Origin of the sequence: Ralstonia sp. 24A2, from assembly GCF_051783885.1 — a bacterium.
Classification (GTDB): domain Bacteria; phylum Pseudomonadota; class Gammaproteobacteria; order Burkholderiales; family Burkholderiaceae; genus Ralstonia.
Genome location: NZ_JBPVZD010000002.1, coordinates 1606201 through 1626020, shown reverse-complemented (window position 1 = coordinate 1626020; position 19820 = coordinate 1606201). Strand labels below are relative to the sequence as shown.

General features: G+C 62.9%; 19 protein-coding genes. 1 reads left to right on the top strand and 18 read right to left on the bottom strand.

All coding sequences use genetic code 11. The annotated features are described in order from the left end of the window. Nucleotides 1–15: 15 nt before the first annotated feature. The 3 genes from ACS13N_RS12535 to ACS13N_RS12525 form a co-directional block, all read right to left on the bottom strand. The gene (locus ACS13N_RS12535) at nucleotides 16–669 is read right to left on the bottom strand and encodes a methionine ABC transporter permease (RefSeq protein WP_438931954.1); all 654 of its coding nucleotides are present in this window, start codon (nucleotides 667–669) and stop codon (nucleotides 16–18) included. Further along, nucleotides 659–1708 carry a methionine ABC transporter ATP-binding protein gene (locus tag ACS13N_RS12530; protein ID WP_438931953.1) on the bottom strand — a complete coding sequence of 350 codons (1050 nt, stop codon included), beginning with the start codon at nucleotides 1706–1708 and terminating at the stop codon, nucleotides 659–661. The genes ACS13N_RS12535 and ACS13N_RS12530 overlap by 11 nt, the downstream gene beginning before the upstream one ends. Before the next feature lie 168 nt (nucleotides 1709–1876). Further along, nucleotides 1877–2800 carry a histone deacetylase family protein gene (locus tag ACS13N_RS12525; RefSeq protein ID WP_438931952.1) on the bottom strand — a complete coding sequence of 308 codons (924 nt, stop codon included), beginning with the start codon at nucleotides 2798–2800 and terminating at the stop codon, nucleotides 1877–1879. A gap of 141 nt (nucleotides 2801–2941) precedes the next feature. Here ACS13N_RS12525 and mltB point away from each other — a divergent pair, with 141 nt between their 5' ends. Further along, nucleotides 2942–4066: a lytic murein transglycosylase B gene (mltB, locus tag ACS13N_RS12520; protein ID WP_438931951.1), complete on the top strand. Its 1125-nt coding sequence runs from the start codon at nucleotides 2942–2944 to the stop codon at nucleotides 4064–4066. Nucleotides 4067–4135: 69 nt separating this feature from the next. Here the strand turns inward: mltB and cysM are convergent, their stop codons facing one another. From cysM to serC, 15 genes are all read right to left on the bottom strand, one after another. Next, the gene (cysM, locus tag ACS13N_RS12515) at nucleotides 4136–5038 is read right to left on the bottom strand and encodes a cysteine synthase CysM (protein ID WP_438931950.1); all 903 of its coding nucleotides are present in this window, start codon (nucleotides 5036–5038) and stop codon (nucleotides 4136–4138) included. Nucleotides 5039–5151: 113 nt separating this feature from the next. Next, entirely contained in the window at nucleotides 5152–5469 is a 318-nt protein-coding gene (locus tag ACS13N_RS12510; RefSeq protein ID WP_438931949.1) for a ComEA family DNA-binding protein, read from the bottom strand. 133 nt (nucleotides 5470–5602) lie between these two features. Beyond that, entirely contained in the window at nucleotides 5603–6598 is a 996-nt protein-coding gene (gene rfaD / locus ACS13N_RS12505) for an ADP-glyceromanno-heptose 6-epimerase (protein ID WP_438931948.1), read from the bottom strand. Nucleotides 6599–6616: 18 nt separating this feature from the next. Next, nucleotides 6617–7549, bottom strand: coding sequence for a D-glycero-beta-D-manno-heptose-7-phosphate kinase (gene rfaE1, locus ACS13N_RS12500; protein ID WP_438931947.1), 933 nt, complete (start codon nucleotides 7547–7549; stop codon nucleotides 6617–6619). A 39-nt stretch (nucleotides 7550–7588) separates the two neighbouring features. Next, complete coding sequence (locus tag ACS13N_RS12495; protein WP_438931946.1) at nucleotides 7589–8953, bottom strand: UDP-glucose dehydrogenase family protein; 1365 nt, start codon at nucleotides 8951–8953, stop codon at nucleotides 7589–7591. A gap of 62 nt (nucleotides 8954–9015) precedes the next feature. Next, entirely contained in the window at nucleotides 9016–10290 is a 1275-nt protein-coding gene (gene lapB, locus ACS13N_RS12490; protein WP_438931945.1) for a lipopolysaccharide assembly protein LapB, read from the bottom strand. A 3-nt stretch (nucleotides 10291–10293) separates the two neighbouring features. After that, a complete protein-coding gene (locus ACS13N_RS12485) occupies nucleotides 10294–10617 on the bottom strand; it encodes a LapA family protein (protein ID WP_438931944.1) in 324 nt (107 codons plus the stop codon). 205 nt (nucleotides 10618–10822) lie between these two features. After that, complete coding sequence (locus ACS13N_RS12480) at nucleotides 10823–11251, bottom strand: integration host factor subunit beta (RefSeq protein WP_438931943.1); 429 nt, start codon at nucleotides 11249–11251, stop codon at nucleotides 10823–10825. Between the two features lie 45 nt (nucleotides 11252–11296). Continuing rightward, nucleotides 11297–12985, bottom strand: coding sequence for a 30S ribosomal protein S1 (gene rpsA / locus ACS13N_RS12475; RefSeq protein ID WP_438931942.1), 1689 nt, complete (start codon nucleotides 12983–12985; stop codon nucleotides 11297–11299). A 142-nt stretch (nucleotides 12986–13127) separates the two neighbouring features. Then, on the bottom strand, nucleotides 13128–13823 hold the full coding sequence (gene cmk, locus ACS13N_RS12470; protein WP_438931941.1) for a (d)CMP kinase: 696 nt from the start codon (nucleotides 13821–13823) through the stop codon (nucleotides 13128–13130). A 27-nt stretch (nucleotides 13824–13850) separates the two neighbouring features. Next, nucleotides 13851–15155 (bottom strand): 3-phosphoshikimate 1-carboxyvinyltransferase, encoded by a 1305-nt coding sequence (aroA, locus tag ACS13N_RS12465; RefSeq protein ID WP_438931940.1) that lies wholly within the window; start codon nucleotides 15153–15155, stop codon nucleotides 13851–13853. Between the two features lie 21 nt (nucleotides 15156–15176). Next, entirely contained in the window at nucleotides 15177–16073 is an 897-nt protein-coding gene (locus ACS13N_RS12460; protein ID WP_438931939.1) for a prephenate dehydrogenase, read from the bottom strand. Between the two features lie 97 nt (nucleotides 16074–16170). Further along, entirely contained in the window at nucleotides 16171–17295 is a 1125-nt protein-coding gene (gene hisC / locus ACS13N_RS12455) for a histidinol-phosphate transaminase (RefSeq protein ID WP_438931938.1), read from the bottom strand. Nucleotides 17296–17391: 96 nt separating this feature from the next. Beyond that, entirely contained in the window at nucleotides 17392–18507 is a 1116-nt protein-coding gene (gene pheA, locus ACS13N_RS12450) for a prephenate dehydratase (RefSeq protein ID WP_438931937.1), read from the bottom strand. Nucleotides 18508–18594: 87 nt separating this feature from the next. Beyond that, nucleotides 18595–19731, bottom strand: coding sequence for a 3-phosphoserine/phosphohydroxythreonine transaminase (gene serC, locus ACS13N_RS12445; protein WP_438931936.1), 1137 nt, complete (start codon nucleotides 19729–19731; stop codon nucleotides 18595–18597). Between the last annotated feature and the right edge of the window lie 89 nt (nucleotides 19732–19820).

Here is a 19820-nt window from a genome sequence, read left to right as displayed (position 1 = left end):
GTGGGTGATATGTATTTAGCGATGGCTGAGGCGGCGCACGAGCCAATCGCCCGTCGACTGCACCGCCTGCACGAAGACGATCAGGATGACGACGACCGCCAGCATGATGTCCGATTCATAGCGCTGATAACCGTAGCGGATGCCCAGGTCGCCCAGACCGCCACCACCGATGGTGCCAGCCATGGCCGAGTAGCCGACCAGGCTGACGAAGGTGATCGTCAGGCCAGCAAGAATGCCGGGCATTGCCTCGGGCAGCAGCACCTTGTAGACGAGCTGGCCAGTGGTGGCGCCCATCGATTGGGCGGCTTCGATCAGGCCGCGATCCACTTCGCGCAGCGCGGTTTCCACCAGGCGCGCGACGAACGGAATGGCCGCGATCGTCAACGGCACAATGGCCGCAGCCGTGCCGATGGACGAGCCAGCCAGCAGGCGCGTGAACGGAATCACTGCCACCAGTAGGATGATGAACGGCACCGAGCGCACCGCATTGACGATCAGGCCCGCCACGCGGTTGAACGCCGGCGCCGACAACACGCCGCCCGACGTCGTCAGATACAGCAGCACACCCAGCGGCACGCCGAACAGCGCACCGATGCCCCCGGACACGCCCACCATGGCGAGCGTTTCCCAGAACGCCGGCAGAAACAGATCGGTCAGGTCAGACCACATGATTGATCTCCTCGACCACCACGCCTTGCTCGCGCAGGAAGTTCATTGCGTTGTTGATGTCAACCGTATCGCCCGTGGCCAGGATCGCCAGCGAGCCGAAGGCCTGCCCCTGGATCTCGTCGATGTGGCCATGCAGGATGTTGAAGTCGAACCCGTAAGTGCGGACGGCTTGCGCCAGCACGGGTTGGTCCACACCCTCGCCGGTAAAGGCGAGGCGGAACAGATGGTCGCGTCCGCCGTGCTCACGTGCGACGAGGCGGCTTTCCACACGCGCCAGCACAGAAGGCGGCAGCTCTTGCGAGATGACCTCGCCGATCAGCGCGCGCGTCACGTCGTGGTTCGGTTTCAGGAACACGTCGATCACGCGGCCGAGCTCCACCACGCGGCCGGCGTCGAGCACCGCCACGCGGTCGCACACCTGCTTGATCACTTCCATCTGGTGCGTGATCAGCACGATGGTCAAGCCCAGCTCGTGGTTGATCTTGCGCAGCAGGTCGAGGATGGAGCGCGTGGTCTCCGGGTCCAGCGCGGAGGTCGCTTCATCGCAGAGCAGCACTTCGGGCTGGCTGGCGAGCGCGCGCGCAATGCCGACGCGTTGCTTCTGCCCGCCCGAAAGTTGTGCGGGATAGCGGTCTTTGAACGCGGCCAGCCCAACGAGGTCCAGCAGCGGCAAGACGATCTCGCGGATACGCTCACGCGACATACCAGCCAGCTCCAGCGGCAGCGCCACGTTGTCATACACGGTGCGCGACGACAGCAGATTGAAGTGCTGGAAGATCATGCCGATCTTGCGGCGCGCCTGACGCAGCCCGTCGGCGTTCAGTGCGGTGAGGTTCTGGCCCGCCACAGTGACGGTGCCGGAAGTCGGCTTGTTCAGTAGGTTGATGACGCGCACCAGCGTGCTCTTGCCCGCGCCGCTACGGCCGATGATGCCGAAGACTTCGCCGCGGTCAATGGTGAGGTCGACGTCGCGCAGCGCGTGGACGTCGTTGCCGCCCGCTCCCCGGAAGTGCTGCGATATCCCCTTGAGTTCGATCATGCGTACATACAAAAACGGCAACCGCCCCGTGTCCAGGCCGTTGCCGTCTCTTTTTGTGTTTTGAATGAGGCGCTAGTGTAAGGCAGGCGCTACATGCGAGGAACGATTCTTTAACGATGTCTTTATTACTTTTTCGAATGTCCTCGACGATTCGTCATCGTCCAGCGCCTAAAGCTCCGCCAACGCCTTGACGTGCGCCACGACGCTGCGGCCGAGCGCGCTGAGGTTATAACCGCCCTCCAGGCAACTGACGATGCGGCCCTTCGCGTGCGTGCGTGCCACCTGCATGATTTGCTGGGTGATCCAGGTGTAGTCAGCTTCGACCAAGCCCATCTGGCCGAGGTCGTCTTCCCGGTGCGCATCGAAGCCGGCGGAGATGAACAGCATCTCGGGCTGGAACGCCTCCAGGCGCGGCAGCCAGATCGTCTCCACCACCTCGCGCACAGTCAGGCCGTTGGTGTAGGCCGGCAGCGGGATGTTGACCATGTTAGCCGCCACCGCCTCGGTGCCCGAGTACGGATAGAACGGGTGCTGGAAGATGCTGCACATCATCACGCGTGGCTCGTCGCGGAAGGCCGCTTCGGTGCCGTTGCCGTGGTGCACGTCAAAATCGATGATGGCGACGCGCTGCAAGCCGTGGTGCTCCAGCGCATGACGCGCGGCCACGGCCACGTTGTTGAAGAAGCAGAAGCCCATCGCGCGGCCGGGCTCGGCATGGTGGCCGGGCGGACGTACGCTGCAGAAGGCATTCTCCAACTCGCCGGCGATGACCTTGTCGGTGGCATCCACCGCCGCACCCGCAGCCAGCACGGCGGCCATGTAGGTATGCGGGTTCATCAAGGTGTCAGGGTCGATCGACACGTAGCCGGCAATCGGCACGCTGGCCACCAGCTCGCGCAGATACTCGGGGCGATGCACGCGGCACAACTGCGCCTCGGTGGCAGGCGGCGCCTCGCAGGGGACGAGCAGATCTTCGATGCGGCTGGCGATCAATTGATCTTCGATCGCGCGCAGACGGTCCGGGCACTCGGGGTGGTGATACCCCATCTCGTGCTTGAGGAATTCAGGATGCGTGTAGAGGCCGGTCGCCATGTTCGTTTTGTGCGCCCGTTTGGGCTTATGCGGTGCATGTGTCTCCAGCCGCTACGTTAGCACGGCGACGCGCAGTCGCACGGCAAGCCGCTCCGGCAGATCCATCCGCTACAATGCCCCGATCCCGTTTGAAGCCTGCCCATGAGCCAATCGCCCTCTTCCCGTCGTCCCGTATTGCGCGCCCTGGTAGCGGGCGCTGCGCTCTCCGCGCTGTCCTTCCCCACCCTCTCGCTGGCTGCCAAAAAGGCCACCAAGTCGCCCAAGCGCCGCGTGGCGGTGCATGAAGAAGAGATCGACCCAGACCGCTACCGCAACAATCCGCAAACGCAGGCCTTCGTCAACGAACTGGTCGGCCAGTACAACTTCGACCGCGCATCACTCGACGCGCTGTTCGCCGGTACAGCCTACTCCGCCACGGTAGCGCGGCTGATCATGCCGCCGGCCACGCCCGCGCGCCGGAGCTGGACGGCGTATCGAGGTCGCTTCATCGAACCCATCCGCATCAACGCCGGCGTGCAGTTCTGGCAGCAATACGGCGACACGCTGCGTCGCGCCGAAAGTGAGTTCGGCGTGCCGGCAGACGTGATCGTCGGCATCCTGGGCGTGGAAACCATCTACGGCCGCGACATGGGCAACTTCCGCGTGATGGATGCGCTGTCCACGCTGGCCTTTGACTACCCCGACACGCCCAACCGTGCCGACCGCAGCACGATGTTCCGCAACCAGCTCAAGGACTACCTGATCTGGTGCCGCGACACCGGGACGGATGCGTTCTCGGTGCTGGGCTCGTATGCGGGTGCGGTGGGCATTCCGCAGTTCATGCCGACCAGCATCCGCGAATACGCCGTCGACTACGACCACGATGGCCACATCGACCTGCGCAACAGCGCGGTGGATGCCATCGGCAGCGTCGCGCACTTCCTGCAGATGCACGGCTGGGAAGCCAACCGCCCGGTGATGTGGAACATCGCCAGCGACACCGACAGCCAGGGCATTGCCGCCGCTGCGGCAGACGGCCAGCCGTATCCGCGCATGACGCTGTCCAAGCTTACGCGCGCCGGCCTGGCGCTGGCGCCCGGCGTGGATGCCGCGCGCGAACAGGAAACCGAAGTGCTCGTGGTCGATCTGCCCACGCCCGGCCAGCCGACCGAGTATCGCGTTGGCCTGCGCAACTTCTACGTGCTCACGCGCTACAACCGCAGCTTCTTCTATGCAGCCGCGGTGTATGAGCTGGGCCAGGCCGTGCGGCAGGCAATGCGCAGCTGATCGCCAGTGTTCGCGCAAAAAAAAAGCGCAGCTTCGGCTGCGCTTTTCTCATGACGATACGGTGTGTCGTCAGGCAGGGAACACGCCGGTCGACAGGTAGCGGTCGCCCCGATCGCACACCACGAACACGATCGTCGCGTTCTCGACTTCTTCAGAAATCCGCAACGCCACGCACAGCGCGCCGGCAGCCGAGATGCCGCAGAAGATGCCCTCTTCACGCGCCATGCGACGGGCCATGTGCTCAGCGTCGGATTGGCTCACGGGCTCGGTACGGTCGATGTACTTCGGATCGTAGATCTTCGGCATGTATGCCTCGGGCCACTTGCGGATGCCCGGAATGCGCGAACCTTCTTCCGGCTGCGCGCCGACGATTTGGATGGCTGAGTTCTTCTCTTTCAGGAAGCGCGAGACGCCGGTGATCGTGCCCGTCGTGCCCATCGCCGAGACAAAATGCGTGATGCGGCCTTCCGTGTCGCGCCACAGCTCGGGGCCAGTGGTCTCGTAGTGCGCGAGCGGGTTGTCCGGGTTGGCGAACTGGTCGAGGATGACGCCCTTGCCTTCCTTCTCCATCGCATCGGCTAGGTCGCGCGCGTATTCCATGCCGCCCTTGACGGGGGTGAGGATGATCTCCGCGCCGTAGGCCGCCATGCTCTGACGGCGTTCTACCGACAGGTCTTCCGGCATGATCAGCACCATCTTGTAACCCCGAATGGCCGCCGCCATCGCCAGCGCGATGCCGGTGTTGCCCGAGGTGGACTCGATGAGCGTGTCGCCGGGCTTGATACGGCCGCGCGCCTCAGCGTGCTTGATCATCGACAACGCGGGGCGATCCTTGACCGAGCCCGCCGGATTGTTGCCTTCGAGCTTGCCGAGGATGACGTTGCCGCGTCGCGCATTGCCTTCGCCAGGAATGCGCTGGAGCTGAACCAAGGGCGTGTTGCCGATGGTGTCTTCAATGGTGAGATAAGCCATGATGCATGGGGAACGGGAATCGAGTCATTGTAATGCAGACCCACAACCCTGCCCCGCGCATGGCAAAACGCCCCGCTCGAGGCGGGGCGTTTTCGGCAGAGCAATCCGGGCGCTTACTTCTTCTTGGCGTCCTTGCCGTCCTTCTTGGCAGCAGCCGGTGCGGGTGCCGGCGCACCGAACGTCAGCCCTTCATTCTCCAGCTTGGCGAGCGTCTTGTCGCCGATGCCGGATACGCGGGACTTGAAGTCGGCAGCGTCCTTGTACGGGCCGTTTTTGGTGCGCTCTTCAATGATGGCCTTGGAGCGCTTCGGGCCGATGCCGGACAGCGTTTCCAGCCCAGCGTGATCGGCAGTGTTCACATCCACCGACGCCCAGGCAGCCGACACCATAGACAGCGACATCAACGCAGCGGCCAACAATTTCTTCAACATGTGCTCCTCCTGATTCTTGAGTTCAGAGATGAAAAAACCGCCACATCGGGTGGCGGTTTCAACGCATCTTAAGGAGCATCTCCGGGATGCCTCAGCGTGCTGACAAAAAGTCACGCGCTGTCTGATTCTGCAATCAGGCCGGTTGCTTCAGCAGCCACTGGCAATAGCGCGAGACGCCTTCCTGCACCGTCAGGAACGGCGCCGTGTAGCCCGCCGCCCGCAGTCTCGACTGATCCGCCTGCGTGAAGCACTGGTATTTGCCGCGCAGCGCATCCGGAAACTTCACATATTCGATCAGGCCTTCCTGCGCCAGCTCCTCGGTGGACAGCACCGGCTTACCTTCCGCCCCGCGCAGCGTGTTCACCACCGTCGTGGCGATGTCGTTAAACGGTTGTGCGCGGCCCGTGCCAAGGTTGAAGATGCCCGACTTGTCGGGGTTGTCGAAGAAGAACAAGTTGACCTTCACCACGTCTTCCACCGACACGAAGTCACGCATCTGACCGCCCTGCGGGTAGCCGTTGTACTCGCCGAACAGCTTGACGGTGCCTTCCGCGCGGAACTGGTTGAAGTTGTGGAACGCGACCGACGCCATCCGCCCCTTGTGCTGCTCACGCGGGCCATACACGTTGAAGTAGCGGAAGCCGACGATCTGCGACAGTGCCGTCGGCATGGCGCGGCGCACGACCTGATCGAACAGCAGCTTGGAGTACCCATACACATTGAGCGGGCGCTCGAACTCGGGCTCTTCACGGAAGGTTTCCGACGCGCCATACGTGGCCGCCGACGAGGCATAGAGGAACTGCACGCCCTGATCTAGGCACGCGCGCATCACCGCCAGCGTGTAGCGGTAGTTGTTGTCCATCATGTAGCGGCCGTCGGTCTCCATGGTGTCGGAGCAGGCGCCTTCGTGAAAGATCGCGCGAACCTTGCCGAAATCGCCGCGTGCAAAGCGTTCGACGAATTCGGTCTTGTCCAGGTAATCGCTGATCTGGCAGTCGACGATGTTCTTGAACTTGTCGGCACGCGTGAGGTTGTCGACGGCGATGATGTCGGTCTCACCGCGTTCGTTCAGGCCCTTGACGATGTTGGCGCCGATAAAGCCGGCCGCGCCGGTGACGATGATGGTCATGATCCGTTGATCAGGTGATCAGTTGAAGAGTTCTGCGTGGGTAACGACAGCCGTGCCCAGCTTGCCGACCACGATGCTGCCCGCACGGTTGGCGTACTGCACGGCTTCCTTGAGGCTGGCGCCGGCGCCCAGCATGGTGGCCAGCGTGGCGATCACGGTGTCGCCCGCGCCCGACACGTCGAACACCTCGCGCGCCTGAGCCGACACGTGCAGCACCTCGTGCTCGGTATAGAGCGTCATGCCCTCTTCCGAACGCGTGAGCAGCAACGCTTCGAGTTGCAGTTCGCGACGCAAATTCTGTGCGCGGATGGTCAGGTCCTGTTCCGATTTCCACGTGCCGACTACCTGGCGCATTTCAGCGCGGTTGGGCGTGATCATGGTCGCGCCCTTGTAGCGCGAATAGTCGTCGCCCTTCGGGTCCACCAGCACGCGGCGACCTGCGTGGCGCGACGCCTCAATCATCTTGCCCACGTGCGTGAGGCCACCCTTGCCGTAGTCGGACAGCACGACCACATCGTGCTGCGGCAACAGTGCGCCGAAACGATCCAGCACCGACATCAGCACTTCGTGCGTGGGCGCGTTCTCGAAATCGACCCGAATCAGTTGCTGCTGGCGCGCCAGCACGCGCAGCTTGATCGTCGTGTTGACGGCCGGATCGCGATGCAGGTGGCCAGTGACGTGGCTTTCGCCGAGCAGCGTTTCGATGCTGCGGCCGGGCTCATCGTCGCCAATCACGCCCAGCATGCCCGCCTGCGCACCCAGCGCCGCGACGTTGCGCGCCACGTTGGCGGCACCGCCCAGGCGCTCGTCCTGACGCTTGATCTGCACGACGGGCACCGGCGCTTCAGGCGAAATCCGATCGACGTCGCCAAACCAGTAGCGGTCGAGCATCATGTCGCCCACCACGAGGATGCGGGCGGCGTGGATCTGTTCGGAAGCGAGCGTGGTCATGGGTCTAGGACGTCGGCAGCGGCCGGGAAGTCTCGGTAATTACGATTGGGTGGAGCGCCCGATGGCCTGGTATTCGAAGCCCGCATCGCGCATGGCCTGCGGCTCGAACAGGTTGCGGCCGTCGAACACCATCGGCGTCTTCAACAGCGCCTTCACGGCGTTGAAGTCCGGGCTGCGGAACGCCTTCCACTCGGTCACGATGACCAGCGCGTCGGCGTTCTTGAGCGCGTCCATCTGACCGGCGCAGAACGTCACACGTTCCAGCTGCTCAGCAGAAAGATCGAGCGCCAGTGCGTGACGAGCCTCTTCCATGGCGACCGGGTCATACACCTGCACACGTGCGCCGCGCGACAGCAGCGAAGCGATCAGGATACGGCTCGGCGCTTCACGCATGTCATCGGTATTCGGCTTGAAGGCCAAGCCCCAGATGGCGAACGTGCGACCGGTCAGGTCTGCACCCATGCGGTCTTCGATCTTGCCGACCAGCACTTCCTTCTGCTTGTCGTTGACGGCCTCGACGGCCTCCAGCACGTGCAGCGTCTGGCCGTATTCCTGTGCGGTGCGTACCAGCGCCTGCACATCCTTCGGGAAACACGAGCCACCATAGCCGGTGCCGGCATAGAGGAAGCTGTAGCCGATGCGCGGGTCGGAGCCAATGCCCAGGCGCACGAGTTCGATGTCGGCGCCGACCTTGTCGGCCAGGTTGGCCATCTCGTTCATGAACGAGATGCGCGTGGCCAGCATTGAGTTGGCGGCGTACTTGGTGAACTCTGCCGAGCGCACGTCCATGTAGAAAGTGCGTTCGTGGTTGCGGTTGAACGGCGCATAGAGCGTGCGCATCATGGCCTTGGCGCGCTGGCCGTCGTTGTCGGCATAGGTGCCGAGCACGATGCGGTCCGGGCGCATGAAGTCGTCCACGGCCGCGCCTTCCTTCAGGAACTCGGGGTTCGACACCACCGAGAAGCCGATGTCGGACTTGCTACGTATGGCCAGCACTTCAGCCACGGCACCACGCACCTTGTCGCCAGTGCCGACGGGCACGGTCGACTTATCGACGATTACCTTGAAGCCGTTCATGTGCTGGGCGATGTTGCGCGCAGCTGCCAGCACATACTTCAGGTCGGCGGAGCCATCTTCATCGGGCGGCGTGCCGACGGCGATGAACTGCACGTCGCCGTGCGCCACGCTGGCGGCCACGTCGGTCGAGAACTGAATACGGCCGGCCGCGCGGTTGCGCTCGATCAGCTCCTTCAGGCCCGGTTCGTAGATGGGCACGCCGCCGGCGTTGAGCAGATCGATCTTCTTCTGGTCGACGTCGAGGCAGAACACGTCGTTGCCCAGTTCCGCCAGACACGCGCCGGTGACCAGACCGACATAACCGCTACCGATGATGGTGATTTTCATACGAACACTTCAAAGATTAGAAAAGCGCCAGCGCGGTGGAAGATCAACCACGCCGGACTGAATTACATGCTGGCCCCACCGCTGCCACCGAGCGTCTCGGTGCGGCGTGGTGAGTAGGTTTCCCAACGGTTGCAGCCCGGGCACTGCCAATAGAACAGACGCGCGCGGAAACCACACTCCTGGCACGTATAGCGCGCCAGGTTGCGTGTGCGGCTTTGCAGAAGATCGCGGATGGCACCGAGATCCTGCGCACGCTGGATGTCTGCATTGCTGCCAGCTTCCACCGGATCAGCCAGCGCACTCTCGGCTACATCGGCTGTCGCGGCGGCCTCATGACCAACCGCTTCAGAAGCACGCGTCGCTTCCGCTTCCACCAGACGTGTGAGCGCCATCAGCGACGGCTGACGGCGGATCTGATCACGCATCAACGCCACGGCATCGTCGATACCGTGCACGTCCAATTCGTACTTGTAGACCGTGTCGAGCAGTTCCGGCCCCAGGCGGGCATCCATCTTGGAGCGCAGCCATGCCAGCCCTTCTGCTGCACGGCCAAGCTGGGTGTACAGCTTCATCAATCGTTCAGCCACCAGCGGCAGGAACGCCGGGTTCTGCTGCTCGATGCTGCGCCAACGCTTGATCGCGCCCTCGTTATCGCCCTGACCCTGCGCCACATCGCCCAACTGGATGGTGGCGCGCACGTTCTTCGGGTTCTCCTGCAGCGCGCGCTCCAGCCATTCAACGGCAGTCGGCACGTCCTTGCGGTGCAGCGATTCCTGCGCCAACTCGCAACAGAATTGTGCGATCTGGACCGAGTAATCCTTGCCTTGTAGCGTCTGCAACTCGCGTGCGGCATCGATGGCCTTGCGCCATTCCTTTTCGACTTCGTACAGCTCCAGCAGCACGTGCTTGGCAGGCTCGGCAAACGTACCTTCCATCAGCCGGCGCAGGGATTCTTCTGCACGATCCAGCAAGCCCGCGCGCAGAAAATCCTGGCCGAGTTCATACATCGCGTGATCGCGCTCATTGGCCGGCAGATCGGGGCGATTGACGAGATTCTGGTGCACACGAATGGCGCGCTCGGTTTCTCCGCGGCGGCGGAACAGACTGCCGAGCGCAAAGTGCAGCTCGGTGGTTTCCGGGTCGAGGCGGGCAACTTCGATGAACGCGTCGATGGCCTTGTCCGGCTGCTCATTGAGCAGAAAGTTCAGTCCTTTGAAATAGGAGCGCGGCAGCGACGACTGTTCGGTGCGCAACTGGCGGGCATCGAGCCGCGCAGCGACCCAGCCCAAGCCAAATACCAACGGGATGGCCAACAGCCACCATAGATCGAAGTCCATACGTCAGACCTTGGGGCCGGGAACGTGATAAGGGGAATCAGCAACGACGGGTGCAGGCGGCTCGGCCACCTCTTCCGCATTCTTCATCCGGCCGATCTGGCGGCGCAGGCGGCTTGCGGTAAAGCGATGCCGCACCACACGCGGCGTCATTGCCAGCATGGCGAGCAGAATCCCAGCCACGAAGAATGCCAGCGCGATCAGAATCAGCGGCGCATGCCACGCCACGCCAAACGGCAACACCAGCGAGACTTCCGTCGTGTTGTGCAACGCCAGCGTAAAGAGCAGCACGAACAACAGGACGCGGATGACCCAGACGAGAAATTTCATGCAGACTCGGTAACAAACGGCACGGAAACGATCGGCGGTGCAGCTAGGCAGCACACGATTGCCGGGTTGTGCCGCATTGTAGCGGATTCACATGATAGCCAACCACGGTAAGGACCCAGCGGGACCGCGCGAAAAGCCATCGCCACAATAGAAAACGCCCCGGTAAAACCGGGGCGCTTCTGAAACTGCCATCTGCAACCAAGGCTTAGCGTGACATGGCCAGCGGTACCGCCGTGTCCGTCGGAAAACCGGCGGTCTGGCGGTTGCTATCGGCCTGCCGCGCTGCCTTGACAGCCATCAGCGACACAGCTGGCTCACCCTCCGAAGAAGGTTCACCCTGTTGCGCCAGGCTGCGATCGACCCGCTCGCGCAACTCCTTACCCGCCTTGAAGTGCGGCACCCGCTTCTCGGGCACCAGCACTTTCTCGCCGGACTTGGGGTTGCGACCGACGCGCGGCGGACGACGATTCAGACCAAAGCTGCCGAATCCGCGGATCTCGATGCGGTGGCCGTCCGCCAGGGCGTCGGACATCGCATCCAGGATCGTCTTGACCGCGATGTCCGCGTCCCGCAGCAACAGCTGCGGAAAGCGGGCGGCCAGCTTCTCCACGAGTTCGGACTTGGTCATGGGCATCGTGCGCGCGTCCTCGTCGTTCTTTTGGGTCGACCCGGTGGATGCTTACTGGTTGGTTTCGTTCAGCTTCGCCTTCAGCAGCGCGCCGAGGTTCGTGGTACCAGCTGCGCCGGTATCCGCCGAGAACTTCTGCATCGCTTCCTGTTGGTCGGCGCTGTCCTTGGCCTTGATGGAGACGTTGATGTTGCGCGACTTGCGATCGATGTTGACGATCATCGCGGTCATCTGTTCGCCTTCCTTCAGCACGTTGCGGGCATCTTCCACACGGTCACTCGAGATTTCCGAGGCACGCAGGTAGCCTTCCACGTCGTCAGCCAGTTGCACCACGGCGCCCTTCGGATCAACGGTCTTGATCGTGACATTCACGATCGAACCCTTGTCGTTGGTCGACACGAAGTTGTTGAACGGATCGCCCGACAGCTGCTTGATACCCAGCGAGATGCGTTCCTTGTCGATGTCGATGGCCAGCACAACGGCTTCCACCTCGTCGCCCTTCTTGTACTTGCGAACGGCTTCTTCGCCAGTCTCTTGCCACGACAGGTCCGACAGGTGCACCAGGCCATCGATGCCGCCCGGCAGACCGATGAACACGCCGAAGTCGGTGATCGACTTGATCTGACCCGACAGCTTGTCGCCCTTCTTGTGGTTACGGCCGAAATCGTCCCACGGGTTAGCCTTGCACTGCTTCATGCCCAGGCTGATACGACGCTTGTCTTCATCGATATCCAGGACCATGACTTCCACTTCGTCGCCCAGCTGGACAACCTTCGACGGAGCCACGTTCTTGTTGGTCCAGTCCATTTCCGACACGTGGACCAGGCCTTCGATGCCGGCTTCGATCTCAACGAACGCGCCGTAGTCGGTCAGGTTGGTCACCTTGCCGAACAGGCGGGTGCCTTGCGGGTAACGGCGCGAGATGCCGACCCACGGATCTTCGCCCAGCTGCTTCACGCCCAGCGAGACGCGGTTCTTCTCTTGGTCGAACTTGAGGATCTTGGCGGTGATTTCTTGGCCAACCGACAGCACTTCGCTCGGGTGACGCACACGACGCCATGCCAGGTCGGTGATGTGCAGCAGACCGTCGATACCACCCAGATCCACGAACGCGCCGTAGTCGGTGATATTCTTGACGATACCGTTGACGATCGCGCCTTCCTTGAGCGTTTCCATCAGCTTCTGACGCTCTTCGCCCAGCGTGGCTTCCACCACGGCACGGCGCGACAGCACAACGTTGTTGCGCTTGCGATCCAGCTTGATGACCTTGAATTCGAGGGTCTTGCCTTCGTACGGCGTGGTGTCCTTGATCGGACGCACGTCGACGAGCGAACCCGGGAGGAATGCACGAATACCGTTGACCATGACGGTCAGGCCGCCCTTCACCTTGCCGGTCACCGTACCGGAGATGATCTCGCCGGATTCCAGTGCCTTCTCAAGGTTCAGCCACGAAGCCAGGCGCTTGGCCTTGTCGCGCGACAGGATGGTGTCGCCGTAGCCGTTTTCCAGTGCGTCGATCGCGACCGAAACGTAGTCGCCGACTTGCACTTCCAGCTCGCCCTGGTCGTTCAGGAATTCTTCGACCGGAACAAATGCTTCAGACTTCAGGCCCGCGTTCACAACGACGAAGTTGTGGTCAATACGCACAACTTCCGCAGAGATCACTTCGCCAGCCTTCATATTGGACTTGGCGATCGACTCTTCGAACAGGGCGGCAAAAGATTCGTTAATTTGGGACATAAAAAATAGGCATCCGCAGAACATGCCTCGCAGAGCGTTCGCTCAATGACGAATTGGCGAAGACACGCGCATGCGGGGTTACGAGTTGAACAACCGCCAGCAGCAACATGCCACCGGCACCGATCGGACCAGTTCAGCCGGGTCAGTTCGCCTTGTTGGCGCCCTGCACCTGCCGGTACCAGTCCAGTACCTGCGCAACCACCTCATCGACCGACATGTCGGACGAATCCAGTTGCCGCGCATCTTGCGCCGGACGCAGCGGCGCGACACTGCGGGTGCGATCCCGCAAATCACGCGCTTCCAAGTCCTGCGAAAGACTTTCCACTGTAGCAGAAAAACCCTTTGCAATCAATTGTTTATAGCGCCGCTCGGCGCGTGCCTGCACGCTTGCCGTGAGGAACACTTTGAGCACCGCTTCGGGGAAAACCACCGTGCCCATGTCGCGGCCGTCGGCAACGAGGCCCGGCGCCTCGAGGAACGCCCGCTGACGTGCATGCAGCGCCTCACGCACCGCGCCGTGCACAGCGATGGCCGAGGCCTGGTTGCCAACCGATTCATGACGTAATGCCAAGCTCACATCTTCACCCTTGAGCCAGATGTGATCGGCCTTGAAGCGCACATCCAGTGTGCTGGCGATGCGTACGAGGCTGTCCACGTCGTGATCATCGACGTTCTCGCGGATGCTGGTGAGCGCCACGAGCCGGTACAGGGACCCGCTATCCAGCAGGTGAAAACCCAGCAAGTCGGCGACCTGATGGGCGACGGTACCCTTGCCGGACGCAGTCGGGCCGTCGATGGTGATGACCGGATACGGCGTGGAAGCAGCAGCGTCGGACATGATGAATTGCCAGTGGTTAATTGCGTTTCAAGCGGTGATGCCACCGAACGCCGTGAAGTATTCCGGGAACGTCTTGGCGACGCAACGCGGGTCGTTGATGCGCACCGGCACCGGGCCAAAAGCAGCCAGCGAGAAGGCCATCGCCATGCGGTGGTCGTCGTAGGTGTCAATGCCGCCGGCAGGCGGCGTCCATTGCGACGGGGGCGTCACGCGGATGTAGTCAGCGCCCTCGTCCACCTCGGCGCCGAGCTTGCGCAGTTCGGTCGCCATGGCGGACAGGCGGTCGGTCTCCTTGACGCGCCAGCTTGCGATGTTGGTAAGCGTGGTGGTGCCGTCGGCAAACAGCGCGGCAACAGCCAGCGTCATCGCCGCATCGGGGATGTGATTGCAATCCAACTCGACCGCGTGCAGCTTGCCGTCGTCGCGCTCGACGCCGCGCACTTCGATCCAGTTGTCGCCAGCCATGACGTTGGCGCCCATGCGGTTGAGCGCGTCAGCAAAGCGCACGTCGCCCTGGATGCTCGACATGCCCACACCTTCCACACGCACCGGCCCGCCACCAAGCGCACCAGCCGCCAGGAAGTACGACGCCGATGAAGCATCGCCTTCCACGAAGATCTCACCCGGCGCCTTGTACACCACGCCGGTCGGCACGGTGAACGACGCCCAGCCGTCGCGCTCGACTTGCACGCCGAAGCGCGCCATCAGGTTCAGCGTAATCTCGATGTAGGGCTTGGAGATCAGCTCGCCAATCACTTCAATGGTGACGTTGCCCGCTGACTCGACCAGAGGCAGCGACATCAGCAGCGCGGTCAGGAACTGGCTGGACACATCGCCGCGCACGCGGATGGGTGCGTCGATCTTGACCGGCGCGGCGTGGATTGCCAGCGGCGGATAGCCTTCGTTGCCGGTGTAGTCGATACGCGCGCCCACTTGGCGCAGGCCGTCAACCAAATCTCCGATCGGCCGCTCATGCATGCGCGGCACGCCATGCAGCGTGTACTCGCCGCCTTGCAGTGCCAATGCAGCCGTCAGCGGACGAATGGCGGTACCGGCGTTCCCCATGAACAGATCAGCCGACTTATTCGGGAAGCGACCGCCCGTGCCGGTGACGCGGTAGTCGTTGTCGCCCAGGCGCTCGACCGACACCCCCAGCTTGTCGAGCGCGGCCAGCATGACGCGCGTGTCGTCAGAATCCAGCAGTTCGCGCACGACGGTTTCGCCCTGCGCGAGTGCCGCGAGCAACAGCACGCGATTGGAGATGCTCTTCGAGCCCGGCAGCTTGATGGTGCCGCGCGCCGTCTTCAGCGGACCGACGTCGAGATGTTCCATGAATCCAGTCAGTTCAAAACGTTATTCGGGTTGAGTGGTCGGCGCGACGCGTTGCGGCCAAGCTAGGCGCGCTTCGCTGGCGCGTCGGAAAACGCGTTCGAGCGAGGCGCCGTCGCGCTCGGCAATCATCATCTTCATACGACCGATCACCGCTTCGTAGGTATTCAACTCGCGCAGCAGCGCTTCGCGATTCGACAAGCAGATGTCGCGCCACATCTCGGGCGACGAGGCCGCAATGCGCGTGAAATCGCGGAAACCGCCGCCGGCAAAGTCGAGCTTGAGCGAGGCGTCTTCGGCGTTGATGATCTGCGCGACCAGCGCGTACGACAGCACGTGCGGCAAGTGACTGACAGCGGCGAACACGGCATCGTGCTGCACAGCGGACATGATGTGGCAGTGTGCGCCCGCCACTTCCCACATCGCCTGCACGCGGGCGACATCAACGCGACGGTTTTCCTGCAGCGGGCACAGCACGGTCTTCTTGCCGACGTAGAGATCGGCCAGCGCAGCCTCCACACCATTCAGCTCACGGCCCGCGATCGGGTGCGCCGGTACGAACTGGCTGACCTGATCACCCAGCGCCGTCTTGGCTGCCATGATGACGTCGGACTTGGTGCTGCCGGCATCCGTGACGATGGCATCCGGGCCCAGGTGCGGCTGCATAGCGAGCAGCAGCGGGAGCGTCTGCGCCACCGGCGCGCACAGCACGACCATGTCGGCGCCGCGCACGGCTTCTTCCATCGGCAGCGCCTCGTCGATCACGCCCAGGCGAATCGCCGCTTCAAGTGACGCGGCCGAGCGCCCGACGCCAATGATCTGCCCGACCACACCCGCGCGGCGCAACGCCAGCGCCAGCGAACCGCCAATCAGGCCAACACCGACAATCACCAACCGGGAACTGGAAAAAGAAGAGGCCACAACACCGCCCTGCCAGAAAAAAGCAAAGCGGCATTGTAGCCCGATGTGCGCAGCGCCCGATGCCCGACCCTGGGCGCTGCAACGGTTCCGACAGAAGTTACGCGGCGGCCTTTTCCTGCGCCAGCGCTACTTCCAGTGCCTCGATAAAGGTTGCGTTCTCTTCGCGCAGCCCGATACTGACGCGCAGCCATTGCGGCAGACCATAGTTGCCGACCGGACGCACAATCACGCCCTGCTTGAGCAACGCGATGTTCACGCGCGCACCAGCGCTATTGTCGTCACCCACACGCACCAGCACGAAGTTGCCCGACGACGGCACGTACTGCAGGCCGAGGCGATCAAACGCTTCGGTCAACTGCACGTAGCCCGCAGCGTTCAGTTCCGCCGATTGGCGCAGAAATTCCGCGTCATTGAGCGCCGCCACGGCAGCAGCCTGCGCAAGGCTGTTCACGTTGAACGGCTGGCGGATGCGGTTGAGCAGATCAGTCAGTTGCGGTTGCGCGATGCCATAGCCCACGCGCAGGCCAGCCAGCCCGTACGCCTTGGAGAACGTGCGAGATACCAGCAGGTTCGGATACTGGCGCACCCATGCGGTCGAGTCGTACTGCTGCTCGGGCTTGAGGAACTCGTTGTAGGCCTCATCCAGCACGACCACGACGGCCGGCGGCACCTTGGCCAGGAACGCAGCAATTTCACCTGCCGACAGGAACGTGCCAGTCGGGTTATTCGGGTTGGCGATGTAGATCAGGCGCGTATCGGGGGTGATGGCAGCGGCCATCGCATCAAGATCGTGGCCGTAGTCGTGCGCCGACACTTCAATGGCACGTGCACCGACTTCCTGCGCCGCCAGTGCATACACGGCAAATGAATGCTGCGCGTACATCACGCCCTGCCCCGGCTCCACCAGTGCGCGGGCCGCCAGTTCAAGAATGTCGTTGCTACCGTTGCCCAGCGTGATCCACCCTTCGGGCACACCGAACTTGGCATGCAGCGCGGCCTTCAGGCTGAAGCCATTGGCATCCGGATAGCGCGCCAGTTCGTCAATGGCGGCCGCCATGGCGTTCTTGGCCGACTGCGGCATGCCCAGCGGATTCTCGTTGGATGCCAGCTTAACGATGCGTGCGGCATCCAGGCCAAACTCGCGTGCCACTTCGGAAATCGGCTTGCCGGCCACATAGGGGGCGATGGCGCGGACATACTCCGGGCCGAACTGTAAAGACATGGGGTGCTCCTCTGGTATCAGCACCCCACCCATGTGAGGCGCGCTTTTGAATCCCTCGGGAGCGCTGCAAACCAGCGCTGGTTTGCCTCGTCCCCGTCAGTGTGCCGTGGGGTAGGACCCCAGCACTTTGAAATACGCCGCGTCGTGACGCAGTTTTTCCAGCGCGCGCGCCACCTGCGGATCGCGCTGATGGCCTTCCACGTCGACGTAGAAGTAGTACTCCCACGCGCCGCTGCGTGCCGGACGCGATTCGAAACGGCACATCGACACGCCGTTCTCCGCCAGCGGCGCGAGCAGCTTGTAAACCGCGCCGGCCTCGTTCGGCACGGACAGGATCAGCGATGTCTGATCACGCCCGCTCGGCTCCGTCTCGTAGTTGCCGATGACGACGAAACGCGTGCGGTTGTGCGGATCGTCTTCCACGTTGGCGCGCACCACATGCAGGCCGTAGCGATTGGCCGCCTGCACACTTGCCAGCGCGGCAACGGTTTCATCCTCACCCGCCATGCGCGCAGCCTCGGCATTGCTCGACACGGCCTCCCGCGGCAGATGCGGGTAGTTCGTGTTCAGCCACCGTTGGCACTGCGCCAGCGCCTGCGCATGCGCGCGCACCACCTTCACCTTCGACATGTCGTCCGTCTTGTGCAGCAGGTTGTGGTGCACCCGCAGCGCGATCTCGCCGCTGATCTTCAACGACGTCGTCAAGAACAGATCGAGTGTGCGCGACACCACGCCTTCGGTCGAATTCTCGACCGGCACCACGCCGCAATCGACGGTGCCGGACTCCGCCGCACGGAACACCTCGTCAATGCTCGGGCACGGCAGCGGCTGAATCTCGTGGCCGAAGTGGGCGATCACCGCCTGCTCCGAGAACGTGCCCGCCGGGCCGAGGTAGCCGATGCGCAGCGCCTGCTCGAGGCCACGGCACGCAGACATCACCTCACGCCAGATGGCGGCGATGCTCTCGTCGTGCAGCGGACCCGCGTTACTCGACTGCATTTTGCGGATGACCTGCAGCTCGCGGTCGGGCCGGAACGCCGGCGACGAATAGCGCTTCTTCACCTCGCCCACTTCCTGCGCCACCTTGGCGCGGTCGGAGAGCAGCGTAAGCAACTGGTTGTCGATCGAATCGATCTGCGTGCGCAACGGCGCCAGCTCCGCCGCCAATGCGGCGTCCTTGTTTTGCTTTGTATCGTCTGACTGACTGGTCATTGTAGGAATCGGGTTCGGCAACGGATTGCAAATTGCCGCGCGAAGCAGGCGCTTCGCGCAATGTTCTGCCTTGATTTGGCGGGTGTCTTAGGCGGACGCCCGCTCAAAGTCACGCATAAAGTCGACCAGCGCTTCCACACCTTCCAGCGGCATCGCGTTATAGATGCTCGCCCGCATGCCGCCGACGGACTTGTGGCCCTTGAGCTGCACCAAACCGCGTTCGCGCGCCTGCGTGAGGAACGCCTCGTTGCGGGACTCATCGTTGAGGAAGAACGGCACGTTCATGCGCGAACGACACGTCGGATGAATTTCGTTGCGGTAGAAACCACTGGCGTCGATAAAGTCGTACAGCATCTTCGACTTGATGATGTTGCGCGTCTCCAATGCCTCAACGCCGCCCTGGCGCTTGATCCACTGAAACACCAGCCCGGCGATGTAGATCGCGTAGGTGGGCGGCGTGTTGTACATCGAGCCGTTCTCGGCCACGAGGCGCCAGTTGAACGCCGACGGGCACAGCGGGTGCGCGTGCCCCAGCAGGTCCTTGCGCACGATCGCAATCGTCAGGCCCGCCGGGCCGATGTTCTTCTGCGCGCCGCCATACAGGACTTGATAGCCATCCCAGTCGACCGGTCGAGAAAGAATGTGGCTCGACACGTCGGCCACCACCACGCGCCCATGCGCCTGACCGACGTCGGGTGTTTCCTGGTATTCCACGCCGACGATGGTCTCGTTCGTGCACAGATGCACGTAGGCTGCGTCATCCGACAGCTTCCAACTCGACACGTCCGGAATCTTGTGGAAGCGCTCGGCCTCGCTGGTGGCGGCGATATTCACCTCACCATACTTGCGTGCTTCCTGCTGCGACTTCACCGACCACGTGCCGGTCACGACGTAATCCGCCTTGGGCGCCTCCACTGATAGACGGCGCATCAGGTTCAGAGGAACGACGGCGTTCTCGGCAATCGCCCCACCCTGCAGGAACAGGATCTCGTAGTTGTCAGGCACCGCCAGTAGCTCGCGCAAATCTGCAAAGGCCTGCGCGAGGATGCTTTCGAACTCGCGGCCGCGATGACTCATCTCCATCACGCTCATACCGCTGCCCTGCCAGGAGAGCATCTCGTCCGCTGCCTGTTGCAGCACCTCGGCCGGCAGCACGGCCGGACCCGCCGAAAAGTTGTAGACACGTGCCTGGCTGGCTTGGATGGCGAGATCGGCTTGGCTCATGAGAGGGAGGGCAAAAGAAAAATGGCTGTCTGGGTTTGAACCCAAACAGCCATTATCTACCAACTGGCGGCCCGACGGGGCGGGGTGGG